Consider the following 16,019-nt stretch of genomic DNA (forward strand, 5'->3'; position numbering starts at 1 on the left):
GCTCATCGTGTTCTTCTCCCTCCAGAGGTTCTTCGTCCGCGGCCTCCTCGCCGGCGCCACCGCACGACGAAGGCCCGGGTCCTGCACAGCAGGACCCGGGCCTTCGTTCGTGCCCCCCTCTTTCCCCCGACGAGCAGTGCTGACGGCCCGCGGGGGTGTCGTGGGCAAGGCGGAGGAGGAGAGCTGTAGCGGAGCTACCGCCGACGACGACAACGCCGCCCACGGCACCCCCGCGGGTCGTCAGCCCTTGGTGGCGCCGGCGAGGAGGCCGCGGACGAAGAACCTCTGGAGGGAGAAGAACACGATGAGCGGCACGATGATCGAGATGAACGCGCCGGCCGTGAGCAGCTCCCACGACTGACCGTAGGAGCCGGTGAGGTCCTGCAGCGCCTTCGTGATCGGCAGCCCCTGTCCGGAGGTGAAGACCGTCGCGACCAGCAGGTCGTTCCAGACCCAGAGGAACTGGAAGATGCCGAAGGAGGCGATGGCGGGGACCGAGAGCGGGAGGACGATGCGGAAGAAGATCTGGCCGTGTCCGGCGCCGTCCACTCGTGCCGCTTCGATGACCTCGCCGGGGATCTCGGAGATGAAGTTGTGGAGCATGAAGATCGCGAGCGGGAGCGCGAAGATCGTGTGCGCGATCCACACCTTCGCGTAGGAGCCGTCCAACCCGTTCACCCCGAGGCCGGGGAGGATGTAGAGCCCTCCGATGCGCAGGCCGTCCGAGAACAGCTGCAGCAGCGGCACGAGCGCCATCTGGATGGGGACGATCTGGAGCGAGAACACGAGGACGAAGAGCGTGTTGCGGCCCTTGAAGTCGATCCAGGCGAATGCGTAGGCGGCGAGGCTGGCGATCGTGATCGGGATCAGCGCCGCCGGCAGCGTGATGACCAGCGAGTTCACGAACGCCTTGCCCAGGGTCAGGCTGTCGCCGGAGTTGAGCGCGTTCGCGTAGTTGTCGAGGGTGAAGCCGGGGTTGGCGAAGATCGTCCACCAGCCGGTCGTCTTGATGTCGTTCGCGGGGCGGAACGACGAGATGAACAGACCGAGGGTGGGGACGGTCCAGATGACGGCGATGATCAGCGCGGCGAGGGTGGCGCCGCGCGACGTCGTCGCCTTCTTCACCTTGCCGCTGGCCGCCTCGATCCTGGACTCGCCGCGGGCGAGCGCGCGCTCGGTGCTGCGGTCGACCGGAACCTGGATCGGAGTGGGCGTGACGCTCATCGGATCTCCCTCTGCTTGGCGAGCTGGCGGGCGTTGTAGACGACGATCGGGAGCACGAGCAGGAACAGGATGACCGCGAGGGCCGCGCTGTAGCCGCTGCGGGCGCCGAGCTGGAACTGGCGGACCATCTCGAACGCGAGGACCGTGGTGTCGGAGCGGCCGCCGGTCATCGCCGAGACGATGTCGAAGACCTTCAGCGACGCGATCGAGATCGTCGTGAGGACGACCACGATCGAGGAGCGGATGCCGGGGACGGTGACGTTCCAGAAGGACTGCCACGCGCTGGTGCCGTCGAGCGAGGCCGCTTCGAGCTGCTCGGAGGGGACGCCCTTGATGGCGGCGGAGAGCACCGTCATGGCGAATCCGGCCTGGGTCCAGATGAGGACGACGACGAGGAACAGGGTGTTCCACGGCTCGAGTCCCAGCCAGTCGACCGGCGGGGCGCCGAAGGCGGTGAGTATGCCGTTGAGGAGGCCGATCTGCTCGCCCTGGCGCACGTCGTAGAAGAACTTGAAGATGATCGACGCGCCGACGAACGAGATCGCCATCGGCATGAAGACCAGCAGCTTGAAGAACTTCTCGCCGCGGCTCTTGTCGATGAACACCGCGTAGGCGAGACCGATCGCGGTCGCCGTGATGGGGGCCAGGAGCACCCAGACCACCGTGTTGAGGAAGGCGGTGATGCCGTCGGGGCTGGTGAAGACCCAGACGAAGTTGTCGATGCCGGCGAATCCGGAGCCGTCGTTCTTCATGAACGCGTTGATGGCCGTCGTGATCGTCGGGTAGATCAGGCCGATGAGGATGAAGAAGGCGGCCGGTGCCATGAACGCGATGAGCTGGAGTCCGTAGCCCGCGCCTTTGCGGGACCGGAAGTCGAGCAGGAACAGCGCGCCGCCGATGACGGCGGCGACCACCGCGACCCAGAGGACGGAGTTGTAGAGGCCGAAGACCAGCAGGAGGACGACCGGCAGGACGACCGTGACCGCGAGCCGGAGGACCGTGTAGCCGGTGCCGCGGCGGGGCGCGATCTCGACGAAGAAGAGGATGAGCGCCACCACGGCCGCGAAGGCCAGGAGGATGAGCGGGATCTGCGCGAGCGGCGGGATTCCCGCCAGCCATTGGAAGAACCCCGAGATGGTGATGGGGGACATGGACGCCCTTTCGAGTGCGACTCTGGACTCAGGAGGGGCCCGGCCCCGGGATCCGTGGATCCGGGGGCCGGGCCGTCACAGCTGAGCCGCCACTCGGGAGCGGCGGCTCTGCTCCGCTGCTAGGAGGTGTAGCCGGCCTGGATCTCCTCGAGCGCCTGGTCGGTGCTCGTGCCGTCGATCCAGTCGACCATGCCCTTGAAGAAGCTGTCCGAGCCCACTGCCTTCGGCATGAGGTCGGACGCGTCGAAGCGGAACGTGGTGTCCGGGTTCTGGAGGATCGCGATGGAGTCCTTCAGGACGTCGCTGCCCGCGTTGGCCGGGTCGAGACCGGTGTTCGCGGAGATGACGCCGCCGAGGGAGACGCGGCTGTTGGCCCAGTCGGCGCTGGCCAGGTACTCCTGGACCTTCGCGGTGTCCTCGTCGTTCGAGAACGCGGCGACCATCTCGCCACCACCGGTGACGGCCTGGGCGTCGTCGGCCTTGACCGGCGGGGTGAGGAAGGCCCACACGTCGCCGTCCTCGGCCACGTTGGCGCCGGCCGAGGTCAGGAAGCCCTCGAAGAACGAGGCCTGGTGGGTCAGCGCGCAGGTGCCGTTCGCCATGTTCTGGGCGACGTCGCCGAAGGCGGTGGAGTTGATCGACTTCACATCGCCGTAGCCGGCGTTGACGAGGGTCGGGTCGAGGAGGATCGATCCGACGGAGTCGAACGCGGACTTGATGGCCGGGTCGGTGAAGGGGGTGTCGCCCGCGACCCAGGAGTCGTAGACGTCGGGGCCGGCCTCGCGGAGGACGGCGTCCTCGATCCAGTCGGTTCCGGGCCAGCCGGAGGCCTCACCGGAGTTGAAGCCCGCGCACCAGGACGGTCCGCCGGTCTTCTCGGCGATCGTCTTGCCGAGCGCCTCCATCTCGTCCCACGTCGTGGGAACGGAGACGCCCCACTCCTTGAACTTGGCCGGGGAGTACCAGATGTAGCCCTTGACGGACGCCATCAGCGGCGCGCCGTACTGGGTGCCGTCGACCTGGCCGTACTTCTGCCAGTCCTCGGACCAGTTCTGCTTGACGTTGGCGAGGGCGCCCTCGGGGAGCTCCTGCACCTTGCCGGAGGCGACGGTGTCGGCGAGCAGACCCGGCTGCGGGAAGATCGCGAGGTCGGGGGTGTCGCCACCCTGAACCTTGATGCCGATCTGCTTCTCGAACTCCTTGTCGCCCGTGTACTTGATCTCGATGCCGCTCTCCTTCTCCCAGTCCGCCCAGGACTGCTCGAGAAGGGTGGCCTCGTCGCCGTTGATGGTGCCGTAGACGTTGACGACGCCGTCGGCGGTGCCGACCGTGCCGGCCGAGCTGCCGCCGCCGGCGTTCGGGTCGTTGGGGTCACTGCTGCTGGAGCAGCCCGCGAGTGCGATGCCGGCCGCTGCCAGAACGGCGACCGGGACGGTGATACGGCGGTGCAGGGATGACCGCATTCTTCCTCCTCATTGAGTGGTGGAACCAGCCGAGCAGGCCGCTCCTCGCCGATCGGGATCGGGAGGCTGTGGCGGCTCGAAGCGTGTGCCGCGACGACTCGGATGCTGGTGATGGCGATGCCAGGAGGAACTCCGAGCGGATCACCGGATTCGTGTGGGTGGGCTCCCACGGAGGGAAACCTTTCCACAAGAACGATGAAAGCACAACGCCGGTAATAGAGCGCTCTCTGAGATAACGATTCAGCGTCAGAACAGCGATCCCGGGGCCGGGGCCGGGCGGAGATCGATCTCGGCGCGACGCCCGGCCGCCGGGCGGGGTATAACTTCCTGGAACCGTTTCCAGCATCGAGGCCGGACGGTCGGGAGGAACGCCGTGCCAGGCATCGAAGAGGTGGCCGAGCTCGCAGGAGTGTCGAAGGCGACGGTCTCGCGCGCGCTCAGCGGCCGGGGCTACGTCTCCGCGGGGACGAAGCAGCGCGTCGAGCGCGCCGCGACGAGCCTGGGCTACGTCGTCTCCGCCAACGCCTCCAGCCTCGTCACCGGCCGCAGCAACAACATCGCCGTGATCATCCCGATCATCAACCAGTGGTTCTTCGCCGGGATCATCGAGGGCATCGAGCGCGCCCTGCTCGCCGCCGGCTACGACCTGCTCCTCTACAACATCGACAAGCACCTCGACGCCCGCCGGAGCGTGTTCGAGTACTACCTCGTCCGCAAGCGCGTCGACGCGATCGTCGCCGTCACGCTCGAGATCTCGCCGCACGAGACGGAGGCGCTCCTCGCCCTGGGCAAGCCCATCGTCGGCATCGGCGGCGAGCTCCCCGGCATTCCCACCTTCAGCATCGACGACGTCGCCGCCTCCCGCCTCGCCACGGAGCACCTGCTCTCCCTCGGCCACGAGCGGGTCGTCCACATCGGCGGGCTCGCGGAGGAGGAGATGGACTTCCACGTCCATACGCAGCGCCGCGACGGCTTCCGCCAGGCGCTCGCGGCCGCCGGCCTCGAGCCGGGCGCGCAGGACATCGTGCCCACCACCTTCGACATCCCCGGCGGGCACAGCGCCGGACGGCAGGTCCTCGGCGACCCGCGGACCCGGCCGACGGCGATCTTCGCCGCCTCCGACGAGATCGCGATCGGGATCATCCTCGCGGCGCGCGAGCTCGGCCTCTCGGTGCCCGAGGACGTCTCCGTCATCGGGATCGACGACCACCCCCTCGCCGAGCTCTTCGGTCTCAGCTCGATCCGCCAGGACCCGCGCCAGCAGGGCGAGCTCGCGGTCGCGCTGGTGCTGGACGCGCTGGCCGCCCTCGGTCGCGGCGAGCCCCCTCCCCCGGCCCGCCACACGCTGATCCCCGCTTCGCTGGTGATCCGCACCAGCACCTCGGCGCCGCGGGGGGCGAGAATCGGAGCATGAGCGACTCCGACACCCCCACTGTCCGCGACGTCCCCGAGCGGTCCCGCTTCGTGATCGAGGTAGGCGGCACTCCGGCCGGCTTCGCCGCCTACACCCGCCAGGGCGACGAGGTGACGCTCACCCACACCGTCGTCGACGACGCGTGGGAGGGCCACGGCCTCGGGAGCATCCTCGCGCGGGCCGCGGTCACCGCGATCACGGAGGCGGGCGGCACGGTCGTCCCGCGCTGCCCCTTCGTGACGGCCTGGCTACGCAAGCACCCCGACGTCGACGCCAGGGTCCGCTGGCCCGAGGACTGACTCACTCCGGGGGCGTCCTGCTCCCGATCTCCTGGAGCGCCCAGGTGTTGCCGTCCGGATCGGCGAAGTACGCGTACTGCACGCCGCCCAGGTCCTGGACCTCGCTGATCTCGAGCGAGCGGCCGACGAGCTCCGCGCGAGCGGCGGCGATGTCGTCGACGACGAGGTGGAGGGAGCGGACGACGCCCTCCTCCGGGCCGGGGCCCATCCCGCTGCCGACCACGATCGAGCAGGCCGAGCCGGGCGGCGTGAGCTGGACCACGCGCATCGCCGCAGAGGGCCGCACGTCGTGGTCGAGGTGGAAGCCCATCACCTCCGTGTAGAACGCGACCGCGCGGTCGACGTCGCCGACGGGGAGGGGGACGAGCTCGAGTCGCATCTGCACGCGACCAGTGTGCCGCGCGGCGGAACCGTGCGGGAGGGAGTCAGTCGCGCGGGCCGACGACGAGGCGCTCGTGCATGATCTCGACGGCGCGCTCGAGGACGCGGCGGTCCTCGGGGGTGAGATCGGCGAAGATCGGCGTCAGCGCGTCGCCGAGGTCGGTCCGCCAGGCGTTCAGCGCGTCCGCGCCGGCGGGAGCCAGACGGATCTGCCACGCGCGCGCGTCGAGGGGATCGGCGATGCGGTCGAGCCAGCCGGTCTCGACGAGGTTCTTCACGATCTTGGTCATCGTGGGCTGCGAGACGCGGCTCTGGGAGGCGAGCTCCCCCAGGCGCATCGGGCCCATCGAGAGGAGCACCGAGAGCGTGCGCCAGACGGCCTGCGACTCCTGGTTGCCGGTCGCCTGGGCGGCGAGGCGGGTGATCCGGTGCGTCACCGAGACGAAGTCGCTCAGGAGCTCGCTGAGCGAGACCTCGCTGGGCGGGACGTCGCGGGCGGGGAGCCCGGCGAGCAGATCGTGAGCAGTCACGCTCCGATCCTAGGGGCGCGCGCCTCCGTCGGGCGGGAACGACGAAGGGCGCCGCCTCCGAGGAGACGACGCCCTGCGTCTGCAGGCGTGCCTGCGTCACCCTGACGAGCGACCGGCCGGAGCCGGCACCCGCGACGGGTGAGGGGGATTACTTGACGGTGACGGTCGCGCCGGCGCCCTCGAGCTGAGCCTTGGCCTTCTCGGCGGTCTCCTTGTTGACGGCCTCGAGGACCGCCTTGGGGGCACCGTCGACGAGCGCCTTCGCCTCACCGAGGCCGAGGCTGGTGAGGGCGCGCACCTCCTTGATGACCTGGATCTTCTTCTCGCCGGCGGCCTCGAGCACGACGTCGAACTCGGTCTGCTCCTCGACCTCTTCGGCGGGGGCGGCCGGGCCGGCCACACCGGCGGCGGCGACGGGCGCCGCAGCGGTGACCTCGAAGACCTCTTCGAACTTCTTGACGAACTCCGAGAGCTCGATGAGCGTGAGCTCCTTGAAGGCCTCGATGAGCTCGTCCTGCGTGAGCTTTGCCATGATTTTTCTCCTTGTTTTTCTTTGTCTACGAACCGCGCGCGCACTGCTTCCCGGAAGGGGAAGACGTCAGCTCGCGGACTCCTGCTTCTCGCGCAGCGCCTCGACCGTGCGAACGGCCTTCGAGAGCGGAGCGTTGAACAGATATGCGGCGCCGAACAGCGAGGCCTTGAAGGCGCCGGCGAGCTTGCCGAGCAGAACTTCGCGGGACTCGAGGTCGGCGAGCTTGCCCACCTCTTCTGCGGTCAGCGGGTTACCGTCGAAGTAACCGCCCTTGACCACGAGGAGAGGGTTTGCCTTGGCGAAGGCACGCAGCGACTTCGCGACGGCGACAGGGTCGCCGTGCACGAACGCGATGGCCGAGGGGCCAGCGAGCTCGTCGTCGAAGGACGAGATACCGGCGTTGTTCGCCGCGATCTTGGTCAGCGTGTTCTTCACCACGGCGTAGGTTGCGTGCTCACTGATGTCCTTGCGCAGCGTCTTGAGCTGAGCAACAGTGAGACCGCGGTACTCGGTCAGCAGAACGGCCGTCGAGCTCTGGAACTTCTCCGTGAGTTCGGCAACCGAGGCTTCCTTGTTCGCCATGGCTACTCCTGTGAATTCTCGTGCCGGTAGCCCGAAGGCAGGCAAAGAAAAAAGCTCCGGCACAGGGGCGCGGAGCTTCGGGATCGCGGTGAGGCGGAACTGAACTCGTGCACCTGCGCGGGCAATTCGCTTCGCGAATCCTTCGTCCGGTGGCGATCCGCGGGGCCGGGGCCCTGCTCGTGCGCACACCGGAAACCGGCGGTCTTTGGCTTCGGGAAGCGTACGTCATCGCGGCGCGCGGGCGCAAGTCGAGGAGGAGGGCCCGCGCGCGGGATGCTGGAGGCATGACCGGCCCGACCCCCGACTCCGCCCGCGACGTCGACTCCGCGATCGCCTCGGTGGAGGGCGAGCTCAGCACCCTCTTCAACCGCGTGCGGGCGGCGATGCGCTCCTACGCCGAGCGGCTCCACCCGGAGCTGACGCCGCTGGGCTACAAGACGATCTCGGCGCTCGAGCGCCGCGGACCCGTGCACTCGGGCGTGCTGGCCGAGCTCCTCGAGATGGACAAGTCGGCGCTCAGCCGCCAGATCACGGCGCTCGACCGCCTCGGCTTCCTCGAGCGCACCCCCGATCCGCAGGACGGCCGCGCCACGATCCTCTCGGTGACTCCGGCGACCGCCGCGCGGCTGCGCGAGATCCGCAGCTCGAACCAGGCGCTGATGCACGAGGAGCTGCGCAGCTGGGCGCTCGCCGACGTCGAGCTCTTCGCCTCTCTCCTGCACAGGATCAACGACCTCGACATCTGACGCCTAGCACCCCGTCCGTTCGGGGACAATCGCCGGACGCCGCCCGCTCGACTGCGTAGTTTCGGAGGCGATGGACCAGCACTCCTCCTCTCTCCTCCCCCACGACGTCGACGGCGCGCTGGGCTTCGCGCGCGGTCTGAGCGCCGACGCGCCCCGGCCCGGCACCGGTCGCACCGCCGAGCTGCACGGTCTCCTCGAGCGCCTGGCTCGGCACGACCTCGGCGTCGCGCGTGCGGTGGAGCCGCATCTCGACGCTCTCGCGATCCTCGGCGAGGCGGAGCTCGACCCGTCCGGACTCGGAGTCGCCGCCGACGCCGCCTGGGGGGTCTTCGCGGCCGAGGGCGGCGGGGATCCTCTGGTCGCCCGCGAGAGCGACGGCGACTGGCTGCTCGACGGAGTGAAGCCCTGGTGCTCGCTGGCCGACCGCCTCGACGCCGCCCTTGTCACCGCCCACGTCGGGGACGCCTCCGGCGAGCGCCGCCTCTTCGCCGTGGCGCTGCGCGACGGGTCGGCGACGCCGGCGCAGGACGCCTGGCACGCACGCGGCCTGACGGAGGTGCCCAGCGGACCGGTCCGCTTCTCCGGCACCCGCGCCGTCCCCGTGGGCGACGCTGGCTGGTACCTCTCTCGGCCCGGCTTCGCCTGGGGCGGCATCGGTGTCGCCGCCTGCTGGCACGGCGGAGCCCTCGGAGTCGCGGCGGCCGTCGCGGCGGCGGCAGCCCGACGCGAGGACCCGCACCTCCTGGCCCACCTCGGAGCGATCGACACGTCGCTCTCCGCGTCGCGCCGGGCGCTGGACGAGGCCGCCGCGGCGGTCGACGCGGGCGAGGCCGACGGCCCCCGCGGCTCACTGCTCGCCAAGCGCGTGCGGGCGAGCGTCGCCGGAGCGGTCGAGGAGATCCTGCTCCGCGCCGGCCGCGCGCTCGGCCCGGCTCCGCTCGCCCTCGACGCCGAGCACGCCAAGCGCGTCGCCGACCTCGCGCTCTACGTCCGCCAGCACCACGCCGAGCGCGACGACGCCGCTCTCGGCCGCGCCGTGCTCGCCTCGGGCGAGGCGGCCTCCTGGTGAGCCGGCCCTTCGACGGGCGCCTCGAAGGCACTCCTCTCGAGCGCTGGACCGCGGACGGCCGCCGCGACCGCCTCCCGGAGCTGACCCTGCCCGACGGGATCCGGCACGTCCTGGTGGTCGTGGCGCACGCCGACGACGAGACCCTCGGCTGCGGCGGCACCATCGCGCTCGCGCGTCGGCGCGGGATCGCGGTCGACGTCGTCGTCGTGACCGACGGAGCCGCGGCGCACGGGGAGCGGGACGCGGACCTCGCTGCCGAGCGCCGGCGGGAGGCCTCGGACGCACTGGCGGAGCTCGGCCCCGGCATCGGGCTCGCCTTCCTCGACGTGCCGGACTCGGCGACCCCGGAGCACCACGAGCGCATCGCACGCGAGGTGCGCGAGCGGGCGGCCGGCGCCCCCGGGACCGTCCTCCTCCTCTCCACCTGGACCGGGGACGGGCACCGGGACCACCGCGTGGTCGGCGAGATCTGCGCGGAGGTCGCTCGCGAGCTCGGGCAGCCGCTCCTCGCCGCGCCGATCTGGCTGTGGCACTGGGCGGCCCCGGAGGACCCCGAGGTGCCGTGGGGCGACCTCGTGCGCCTGCCGCTCGACGACGAGCTGCTCGAGCGCACCCGCCGCGCCCGCTCCCGCTACCCCAGCCAGACCCGCCCCGGGCCCGACGGGACCGGTCCGGTGCTCCATCCGCTCTTCCTGCGCACCTTCACCGGGGACGACCGGCTGGTGAGGATCGCATGAGCTACTTCGACGAGCTGTACGCCCGCCACGAGGACCCGTGGGGGTACACGAGCCGCTGGTACGAGCAGCGCAAGCGCGCCCTGACCCTCGCGAGCCTGCCGGAGCAGCGCTACGGCTCGGTGCTGGAGATCGGCGCCTCGATCGGCGTGCTGGCCGAGGCGCTGGCCGACCGGGCCGACCGCCTGCTGGCGATCGACGTGTCGAGCGCCGCCGTCGAGCGCGCCGCCCGCCGCCTCGCTCCGCTCGAGCACGTGCGGGTCGAGCACCACGACATCACCCGCGGCGTGCCGGAGGGCCCGTTCGACCTGGTCGTGCTCTCGGAGGTCGGCTACTACCTCGGCGACGCCCTCCCCGGCGTGCTGCGCGGCATCCGCGACGCCCTCGCCCCCGCGGGGGAGCTCGTCACCGTGCACTGGCGGCATCCGATCGAGGGGCTCGCTCTGGACGGCGACGCCGTGCAGTCCGCCGTGGCGGAGCTGGGCCTGCACCGCCTCGCCCGCCACGAGGAGGAGGACGTCCTGCTCGAGGTCCACGCCCGCGACTCCCGCTCGGTCGCCCGCCGGACGGGGCTGGTGTGAGCCGGCTCGCGCAGGTGCTGGTCGTCGTGCCCGCGCGCGACGAGGAGGAGCGGATCGGCGGCCTGATCGCTTCCGTCCAGGCCAGTGCGACCCACCTCGCCCACCGGGCGCCCGGCATCGGGATGCGCCTCGTGGTCGCCGCGGACGGCTGCTCCGACGCGACCGTCGAGCGGGCACTTGCCGCCGGAGCCGAAGTGCTGGAGCTCGCCCGCTGCGGAGTCGGCGCCGCCCGCTCCGCCGGGATCGCGCACGCCCTCTCCTCCGTCACCGCTCCGCTCGAGCAGGTGTGGATCGCCAACACCGACGCCGACACCGTGGTGCCCCGCGACTGGCTGGCCGCCCACGTCGAGCACGCCCGACGGCACGACGCGCTGCTCGGCACGGTCCGGCCCGACCCGGCCGACCTCTCCCCCGGCGCCTACTCGCGCTGGCGCGACGTCCGCGCGCGGGAGGAGTCGATCGGCAGCATCCACGGCGCGAACCTCGGCGTCCGCGCGAGCGCGTACCTCGCCGCGGGCGGCTTCGGCCGGGAGCCGCTGCACGAGGACGTCCTGCTCATCGAGCGGCTGCGCGCGAGCGGCGCCCGGGTCGGAGCGACGGACCGCGGCGAGGTGGTCACCTCCGGCCGCCGCGACAACCGGGTCGAGGGCGGCTACGGCCACTACCTCCACGCTCGCTTCCCGTCCGAGACGTCTCCGGCCTGCGGCTGAATCGGGTACACGCGCACGCGGAACACGATGCGAGGGGTCCCTGTCAATGGTCGGGCCGTGGTTTGTCACGGATTGCGCAGGAGAGTCAAATGGGTGTCGAGCACGACCCGGTGCTCTCCGATGGAAGGGTCACCGCATGAATCCCCGCCTCGTCCTGCTGGCACTGGTCGCCTTCACCGCCTACGTGTTCGGCTCCCGCGCCGGCCGTGGCCGCTACGAAGAGCTGCGCCACCTCGCACTCGGCGTGTGGAACGACCCGGCCACGAAGAAGACCCGCAAGAAGCTCAAGAAGACCTCCAAGCGCGAGGCCAAGCAGCTCAGCGCCATCGCGAGCAAGGCCCGCGACAAGGTGCAGCGCCGCCTCCGCTGACCTCCGCTTCCACGACTCACAGGACACCGGCCCGCCGGTGTCTCCGCTCGCATCGGAACGGCCGATCGAGCACGAACTGAAGGAGAAACATCATGGGCATCATCAGCTGGATCATCCTCGGCCTCATCGCCGGGGCGCTCGCCAAGCTCATCCTCCCGGGCAAGCAGGGCGGCGGATGGATCATCACGATCGTCCTCGGCATCGTGGGCGCGCTGCTCGGCGGCTTCCTCAGCACGCTGTTCGGCATCCAGGACGCCGTCAACGGCATCAACATCGTGAGCATCATCGTCTCCGTCGTCGGTGCGATCGTCGTCCTCCTCATCTACGGCGCGATCGTCGGCCGCAAGTCCCGCGCGTAAGTCGCGCTCCTCGAAGGCCCCCGGCATCCGTGCCGGGGGCCTTCGGCGTTCCCGGGCGGGCGCACCTCTGCTCGGGGGATCCGACTCCTCCTCCGCGGGGAAGCTGGATGTCCGCCGAGCGCGCAAGGGGTTGATGCTGGGAGCCGCAGGCGATGGACTGGAGGCACGACGGCGCGGCTCCACTGCGCCCTCGCCCCGACGAAAGGACGTACTCGCTCATGAGCGACGACATCGCAACGGTCCCCACGATCACCCTGAACAACGGCGTGGAGATCCCGCAGCTGGGCTTCGGCGTGTTCCAGATCGACCCGGCCGAGACCAAGGACGCGACCCTGGCGGCCCTCGAGGTCGGCTACCGCCACATCGACACCGCCGAGATGTACGGCAACGAGGCGGGCGTCGGCGAGGCCGTACGCGCCTCCGGCCTCGACCGCTCCGAGGTCTTCGTGACCAGCAAGCTCAACAACGGCTTCCACGCCCGCGAGGACGCTCTCGCCGCGATCGACGTCACCCTCGGCGAGCTGAAGTTCGACTACGTCGACCTGTTCCTCATCCACTGGCCGCTTCCGAACGTGGGCGACTACCTGGAGACGTGGAAGGCGATGGAGGAGATCTACCGCAGCGGCAAGGCGAAGGCGATCGGCGTCTCCAACTTCCAGACCAACCACCTCAACCGGCTCCGCGCCGAGGCGACCATCGTCCCGGCCGTCAACCAGATCGAGGTGCACCCCTACCTCGTGCAGCAGGAGCTCCGCGCCTACGGCACCGAGCACGGTATCGCGACCGAGGCCTGGTCGCCGATCGCGCAGGGCCTCGTCCTCGACGACGACACCATCACCCGCATCGCGCGCAACGTCGACCGCAGCCCGGCGCAGGTCGTGCTCCGCTGGCACATCCAGCGTGGCGACATCGTCTTCCCGAAGTCGGTCACCCGCAAGCGCGTGGAGGAGAACTTCGCCCTCTTCGACTTCGAGCTCAACGACGAGGCGATGACCGACATCACGGCGCTCGACCGCGGCCACCGCACCGGCCCCGACCCCGACACCTTCAACTACATCCCGAGCTGATCCTCGGCTCCACGGAGCGCGCCCGGCCTGCAGTCGTCCTGCGGACCGGGCGCGCTCGTGCGTGGGGCGGCGGGCCGAGCCGCGCACGGACGGGGCGGATCCCCATACGCCGCTCTGCCGCTCCTCGACCAGCACGGTCACGGGCCTGCCGCACCCCTGCTGATCGAGGAGCGGGCGCAGCCCGCGCATCGAGGTCCACCACCGACGAACAGCGCGGATCCCGATGCGCCGGGCCCGCGGATCAGCCCTGCTGCGAGTCGCGCCAGGAGTGCTCGGGGGCGTAGCCGAGGACCTCGCGGGCGTGGTCGATCGAGAGCAGGGTGCCGGTCGTCCCGAGGTCGCCGCGCAGCTCGACGCCGGGGAACACCTCGGCCACCAGCTCGGCGTTGGGGCGCGTCATCACGGTGTCGGCCGCGGCGATGATGAAGCGGTCGAACCCGGTCGTCTCGGCGAGCAGCGCCTTCTCGACCGCCTGCGCTCCGTCGCGTCCGTCGATGTAGCCCCAGAGGTTCCACTTGCGCAGCAGCGCGTCGGAGTCGAACGACGGGAACTCGGCGTAGTCGGCCTCGTCCATGACGTTCGAGAAGCGCAGGCCCGTGATCTTCAGGTCCGGGTGCCAGCGGCACAGCTCGATCGCCATCTGCTCCTCGAGGTGCTTGGTGAGCGAGTAGACCGACTCCGGGCGCGCCGGGTACTGCTCGTCGACCGGGATGTAGGGCGGCGGGACGTCGAAGGGCAGGCCCAGCACGGTCTCGCTGGAGGCGTAGACGACGTTGCGGATGCCGGCACGGATCGCTCCGTGGAACGCGTTGAACGTCGCGACCATGTTGTTGTGGAACGTGGCGACGTCGGGCACGAGGCCCGGCGCGGGGATCGCGGCGAGGTGCACGAGCGCGTCGATGCCCTCGTACTGGTCGTTCACCGACTGCAGCGCGTCCACGACCTGGCCGTAGTCGGCGATGTCGATGCGGACGAAGCCCGCGCCGCGGTCCCCCGCACGGTCCAGGTTGAAGACCTCGTGCCCGGAGGCGCGGAGGCGGGTGACGACGTGGCGGCCGAGCTTGCCGGATCCACCGGTGACTGCGATTCTCATGCTCGAACGCTAACGGGCCCGCGGCGGGGGCGGCGAGGGGTGGCGGATCAGCCGCGCGAGTGGAGCGAGATCGTGCCGCCGACCTCGGGCGTCGTCTCGTCGGCGACGAGCTCGGTCCAGCGGCGGAGCACGGCGGCGCCGGCCGCATCGTTCACGGCTCCGTCGACGACGAGGACCGGGTAGGGCTTCTCGGGCACGCCCTCCGCGGGCCGCACGTCGACGTGGGCGACGTCGTAGGCGTGCTCGAACAGCCAGTCGGCCATCGCGTAGTCGCTCCGGGAGTCGCCGACCGTGCGCCAGCGCTGCGGGATCGCGCCGGTCGCTCCGAGCATCTCCACGGCGCGCTGGGCGCCGAGGTCCTTGCCGAGCCGGTTCGACTCGATGTCGGTCGAGATGACGGTCGGGTCGATGCGGAAGTCGACCGTTCCCTCCTCGTTCGGGTACCGGATGCCGCGGCGCTCGACTCCGAGGCCCGCGGCGGTCATGATCTGCAGCGCGTCGGCGTCGAAGACGAGCTGGCGCTCGAGGTAGTCCTCGCTCGGCAGGTCGACCAGCTGCTCGGCCGAGACCATGGCGCGCTTGGTCTCGTCGAAGAAGACCAGGTCGTCGTAGTCGGAGCGGATCATCCGCTCGAGGTCGCGGGCCACCGGCTCGGGGATCGCGAGCGACTCGTCGACGATCGGCTCCGAGGTGCCGCGGTAGTCGACGGTGAACCAGACGGCGCCCTTCTCGCAGACGCACACGATGCGGGCCTCGGCCGAGACGCCGCGCTCGAGGAGCGCGGGCAGGACCCGCTCGCGCAGGAACGCGTCGGAGCGGCCCGTGTTGAACACGATCGGGATGCCGGCGTTGGCCAAGGTGACGAGGTCGTCGGCGATCTCGGGGATCGAGATCGTGCGCGTGACGGGGCTCGCGATGGGCCCGTCGACGTCGAGGAGCAGGCCGAGCGGAGGGGGTGTGGAGGTCATCGTGTCCCATTCTGCCGTGCCGGGGCCGCTCGACGCCTCCGTGACCGCCTCCGCGCGGGCGGAGCGGTTCAGGAGGCGGGGACGACGAGGGTGCGCTGAGCGGTGGTGCCGTCGGGGGCGAGGACGGCGAGGGTGATCAGGGTCTCGGAGTCGCGGCAGTCGGCGGAGACGACGGCGGAGCCGGACGCCGCGAGGTCGACGAGCTCGCCCGCGCTCGCGTCGGTGGTGCCGACGGCCAGGCGGGCGGTGGCGCCTCCGCTCGTCTCCCACGACAGGGCGAGCGGGACGGATGCGGTGCGGTCGCCCTCGCAGTCGACGGAGGCGGGGGTGGAGGCGAAGGAGACGATCACGGGAGGAGCGTCGGATCCGGTGCCCGGCTCGGTGTCGGACGGAGCGGCGGAGGCCGTCGGTGCGGGGGCGGCGGCGCCGTCGGCGGCCTCCGGGGAGCCGGGAGCGGCGGACGGCGCCGGAGCGGTCCCGGACGGCGCCGAGGACGGGCCCGCGGACGCCGTGGCTGCGCCGGGCGCTTCGCCGCCGGCGGGCCGGACGAGCAGAACGATCGCGAGGACGACGGCGACGAGTCCGAGGGCGGCGAGGACGATCCCGGTGGTGCGGGCGGAGCGGGACGGCATCGGTCCTCCTGGGACGGGACGGAACGGAACGGGCGGAAGAGACGGGGTGGGGCAGGGGGCGCGGTGCCGGACAGACGCGACCGACGGGCGGGAGGGAGCGGGCGCGACGAGGGG

General features: G+C 71.0%; 20 protein-coding genes. 10 read left to right on the plus strand and 10 right to left on the minus strand.

Annotated features, from left to right (window positions below; all coding sequences use genetic code 11):
• Positions 1–240: 240 nt before the first annotated feature.
• From C5C59_RS16395 to C5C59_RS16405, 3 genes are all read right to left on the minus strand, one after another.
• Positions 241–1,224 carry a carbohydrate ABC transporter permease gene (locus C5C59_RS16395; protein WP_104224339.1) on the minus strand — a complete coding sequence of 328 codons (984 nt, stop codon included), beginning with the start codon at positions 1,222–1,224 and terminating at the stop codon, positions 241–243.
• Positions 1,221–2,375, minus strand: coding sequence for a carbohydrate ABC transporter permease (locus C5C59_RS16400; RefSeq protein WP_181027270.1), 1,155 nt, complete (start codon positions 2,373–2,375; stop codon positions 1,221–1,223). The genes C5C59_RS16395 and C5C59_RS16400 overlap by 4 nt, the downstream gene beginning before the upstream one ends.
• A 119-nt stretch (positions 2,376–2,494) precedes the next feature.
• Positions 2,495–3,838 (minus strand): ABC transporter substrate-binding protein, encoded by a 1,344-nt coding sequence (locus C5C59_RS16405; RefSeq protein ID WP_104227181.1) that lies wholly within the window; start codon positions 3,836–3,838, stop codon positions 2,495–2,497.
• Positions 3,839–4,211: 373 nt separating this feature from the next.
• Between C5C59_RS16405 and C5C59_RS16410 the strand changes: the two genes are divergently transcribed.
• On the plus strand, positions 4,212–5,252 hold the full coding sequence (locus tag C5C59_RS16410) for a LacI family DNA-binding transcriptional regulator (protein ID WP_104224337.1): 1,041 nt from the start codon (positions 4,212–4,214) through the stop codon (positions 5,250–5,252).
• Positions 5,249–5,551, plus strand: coding sequence for a GNAT family N-acetyltransferase (locus tag C5C59_RS16415; protein ID WP_104239434.1), 303 nt, complete (start codon positions 5,249–5,251; stop codon positions 5,549–5,551). The genes C5C59_RS16410 and C5C59_RS16415 overlap by 4 nt, the downstream gene beginning before the upstream one ends.
• Position 5,552: 1 nt before the next feature.
• Here C5C59_RS16415 and C5C59_RS16420 read toward each other — a convergent pair whose 3' ends face one another.
• The 4 genes from C5C59_RS16420 to rplJ form a co-directional block, all read right to left on the minus strand.
• Entirely contained in the window at positions 5,553–5,936 is a 384-nt protein-coding gene (locus C5C59_RS16420) for a VOC family protein (RefSeq protein ID WP_181027271.1), read from the minus strand.
• Positions 5,937–5,976: 40 nt separating this feature from the next.
• Complete coding sequence (locus tag C5C59_RS16425) at positions 5,977–6,462, minus strand: MarR family winged helix-turn-helix transcriptional regulator (RefSeq protein ID WP_244229591.1); 486 nt, start codon at positions 6,460–6,462, stop codon at positions 5,977–5,979.
• 148 nt (positions 6,463–6,610) lie between these two features.
• On the minus strand, positions 6,611–6,994 hold the full coding sequence (gene rplL, locus C5C59_RS16430; RefSeq protein WP_104224335.1) for a 50S ribosomal protein L7/L12: 384 nt from the start codon (positions 6,992–6,994) through the stop codon (positions 6,611–6,613).
• Between the two features lie 66 nt (positions 6,995–7,060).
• Entirely contained in the window at positions 7,061–7,576 is a 516-nt protein-coding gene (rplJ, locus tag C5C59_RS16435) for a 50S ribosomal protein L10 (RefSeq protein ID WP_055791018.1), read from the minus strand.
• Positions 7,577–7,860: 284 nt separating this feature from the next.
• Here rplJ and C5C59_RS16440 point away from each other — a divergent pair, with 284 nt between their 5' ends.
• From C5C59_RS16440 to C5C59_RS16475, 8 genes are all read left to right on the plus strand, one after another.
• The gene (locus C5C59_RS16440) at positions 7,861–8,322 is read left to right on the plus strand and encodes a MarR family winged helix-turn-helix transcriptional regulator (protein ID WP_104224334.1); all 462 of its coding nucleotides are present in this window, start codon (positions 7,861–7,863) and stop codon (positions 8,320–8,322) included.
• Positions 8,323–8,392: 70 nt separating this feature from the next.
• Positions 8,393–9,391: an acyl-CoA/acyl-ACP dehydrogenase gene (locus tag C5C59_RS16445; RefSeq protein WP_104239433.1), complete on the plus strand. Its 999-nt coding sequence runs from the start codon at positions 8,393–8,395 to the stop codon at positions 9,389–9,391.
• Complete coding sequence (locus tag C5C59_RS16450) at positions 9,388–10,128, plus strand: PIG-L deacetylase family protein (protein WP_181134932.1); 741 nt, start codon at positions 9,388–9,390, stop codon at positions 10,126–10,128. Before C5C59_RS16445 ends, C5C59_RS16450 begins: the two co-directional genes overlap by 4 nt.
• Positions 10,125–10,706: a class I SAM-dependent methyltransferase gene (locus tag C5C59_RS16455; RefSeq protein ID WP_104239432.1), complete on the plus strand. Its 582-nt coding sequence runs from the start codon at positions 10,125–10,127 to the stop codon at positions 10,704–10,706. Before C5C59_RS16450 ends, C5C59_RS16455 begins: the two co-directional genes overlap by 4 nt.
• Positions 10,703–11,416, plus strand: a complete 714-nt coding sequence (locus tag C5C59_RS16460; protein WP_104239431.1) for a glycosyltransferase family 2 protein — start codon at positions 10,703–10,705, stop codon at positions 11,414–11,416. Before C5C59_RS16455 ends, C5C59_RS16460 begins: the two co-directional genes overlap by 4 nt.
• Before the next feature lie 136 nt (positions 11,417–11,552).
• Positions 11,553–11,786, plus strand: a complete 234-nt coding sequence (locus C5C59_RS16465) for a hypothetical protein (protein WP_104239430.1) — start codon at positions 11,553–11,555, stop codon at positions 11,784–11,786.
• 92 nt (positions 11,787–11,878) lie between these two features.
• A complete protein-coding gene (locus tag C5C59_RS16470) occupies positions 11,879–12,145 on the plus strand; it encodes a GlsB/YeaQ/YmgE family stress response membrane protein (RefSeq protein ID WP_104224330.1) in 267 nt (88 codons plus the stop codon).
• A 218-nt stretch (positions 12,146–12,363) separates the two neighbouring features.
• Positions 12,364–13,212, plus strand: a complete 849-nt coding sequence (locus tag C5C59_RS16475; RefSeq protein WP_104239429.1) for an aldo/keto reductase — start codon at positions 12,364–12,366, stop codon at positions 13,210–13,212.
• Between the two features lie 241 nt (positions 13,213–13,453).
• Here C5C59_RS16475 and C5C59_RS16480 read toward each other — a convergent pair whose 3' ends face one another.
• The 3 genes from C5C59_RS16480 to C5C59_RS16490 form a co-directional block, all read right to left on the minus strand.
• Positions 13,454–14,305, minus strand: a complete 852-nt coding sequence (locus tag C5C59_RS16480; protein ID WP_104239428.1) for an NAD(P)-dependent oxidoreductase — start codon at positions 14,303–14,305, stop codon at positions 13,454–13,456.
• Between the two features lie 47 nt (positions 14,306–14,352).
• Positions 14,353–15,273 carry a hypothetical protein gene (locus C5C59_RS16485; protein ID WP_104239427.1) on the minus strand — a complete coding sequence of 307 codons (921 nt, stop codon included), beginning with the start codon at positions 15,271–15,273 and terminating at the stop codon, positions 14,353–14,355.
• 68 nt (positions 15,274–15,341) lie between these two features.
• Positions 15,342–15,905, minus strand: a complete 564-nt coding sequence (locus tag C5C59_RS16490; protein ID WP_104239426.1) for a hypothetical protein — start codon at positions 15,903–15,905, stop codon at positions 15,342–15,344.
• Positions 15,906–16,019 lie beyond the last annotated feature (114 nt).

It is taken from the genome of Rathayibacter sp. AY1F4 (assembly GCF_002931775.1).
Classification (GTDB): Bacteria; Actinomycetota; Actinomycetes; order Actinomycetales; family Microbacteriaceae; genus Rathayibacter.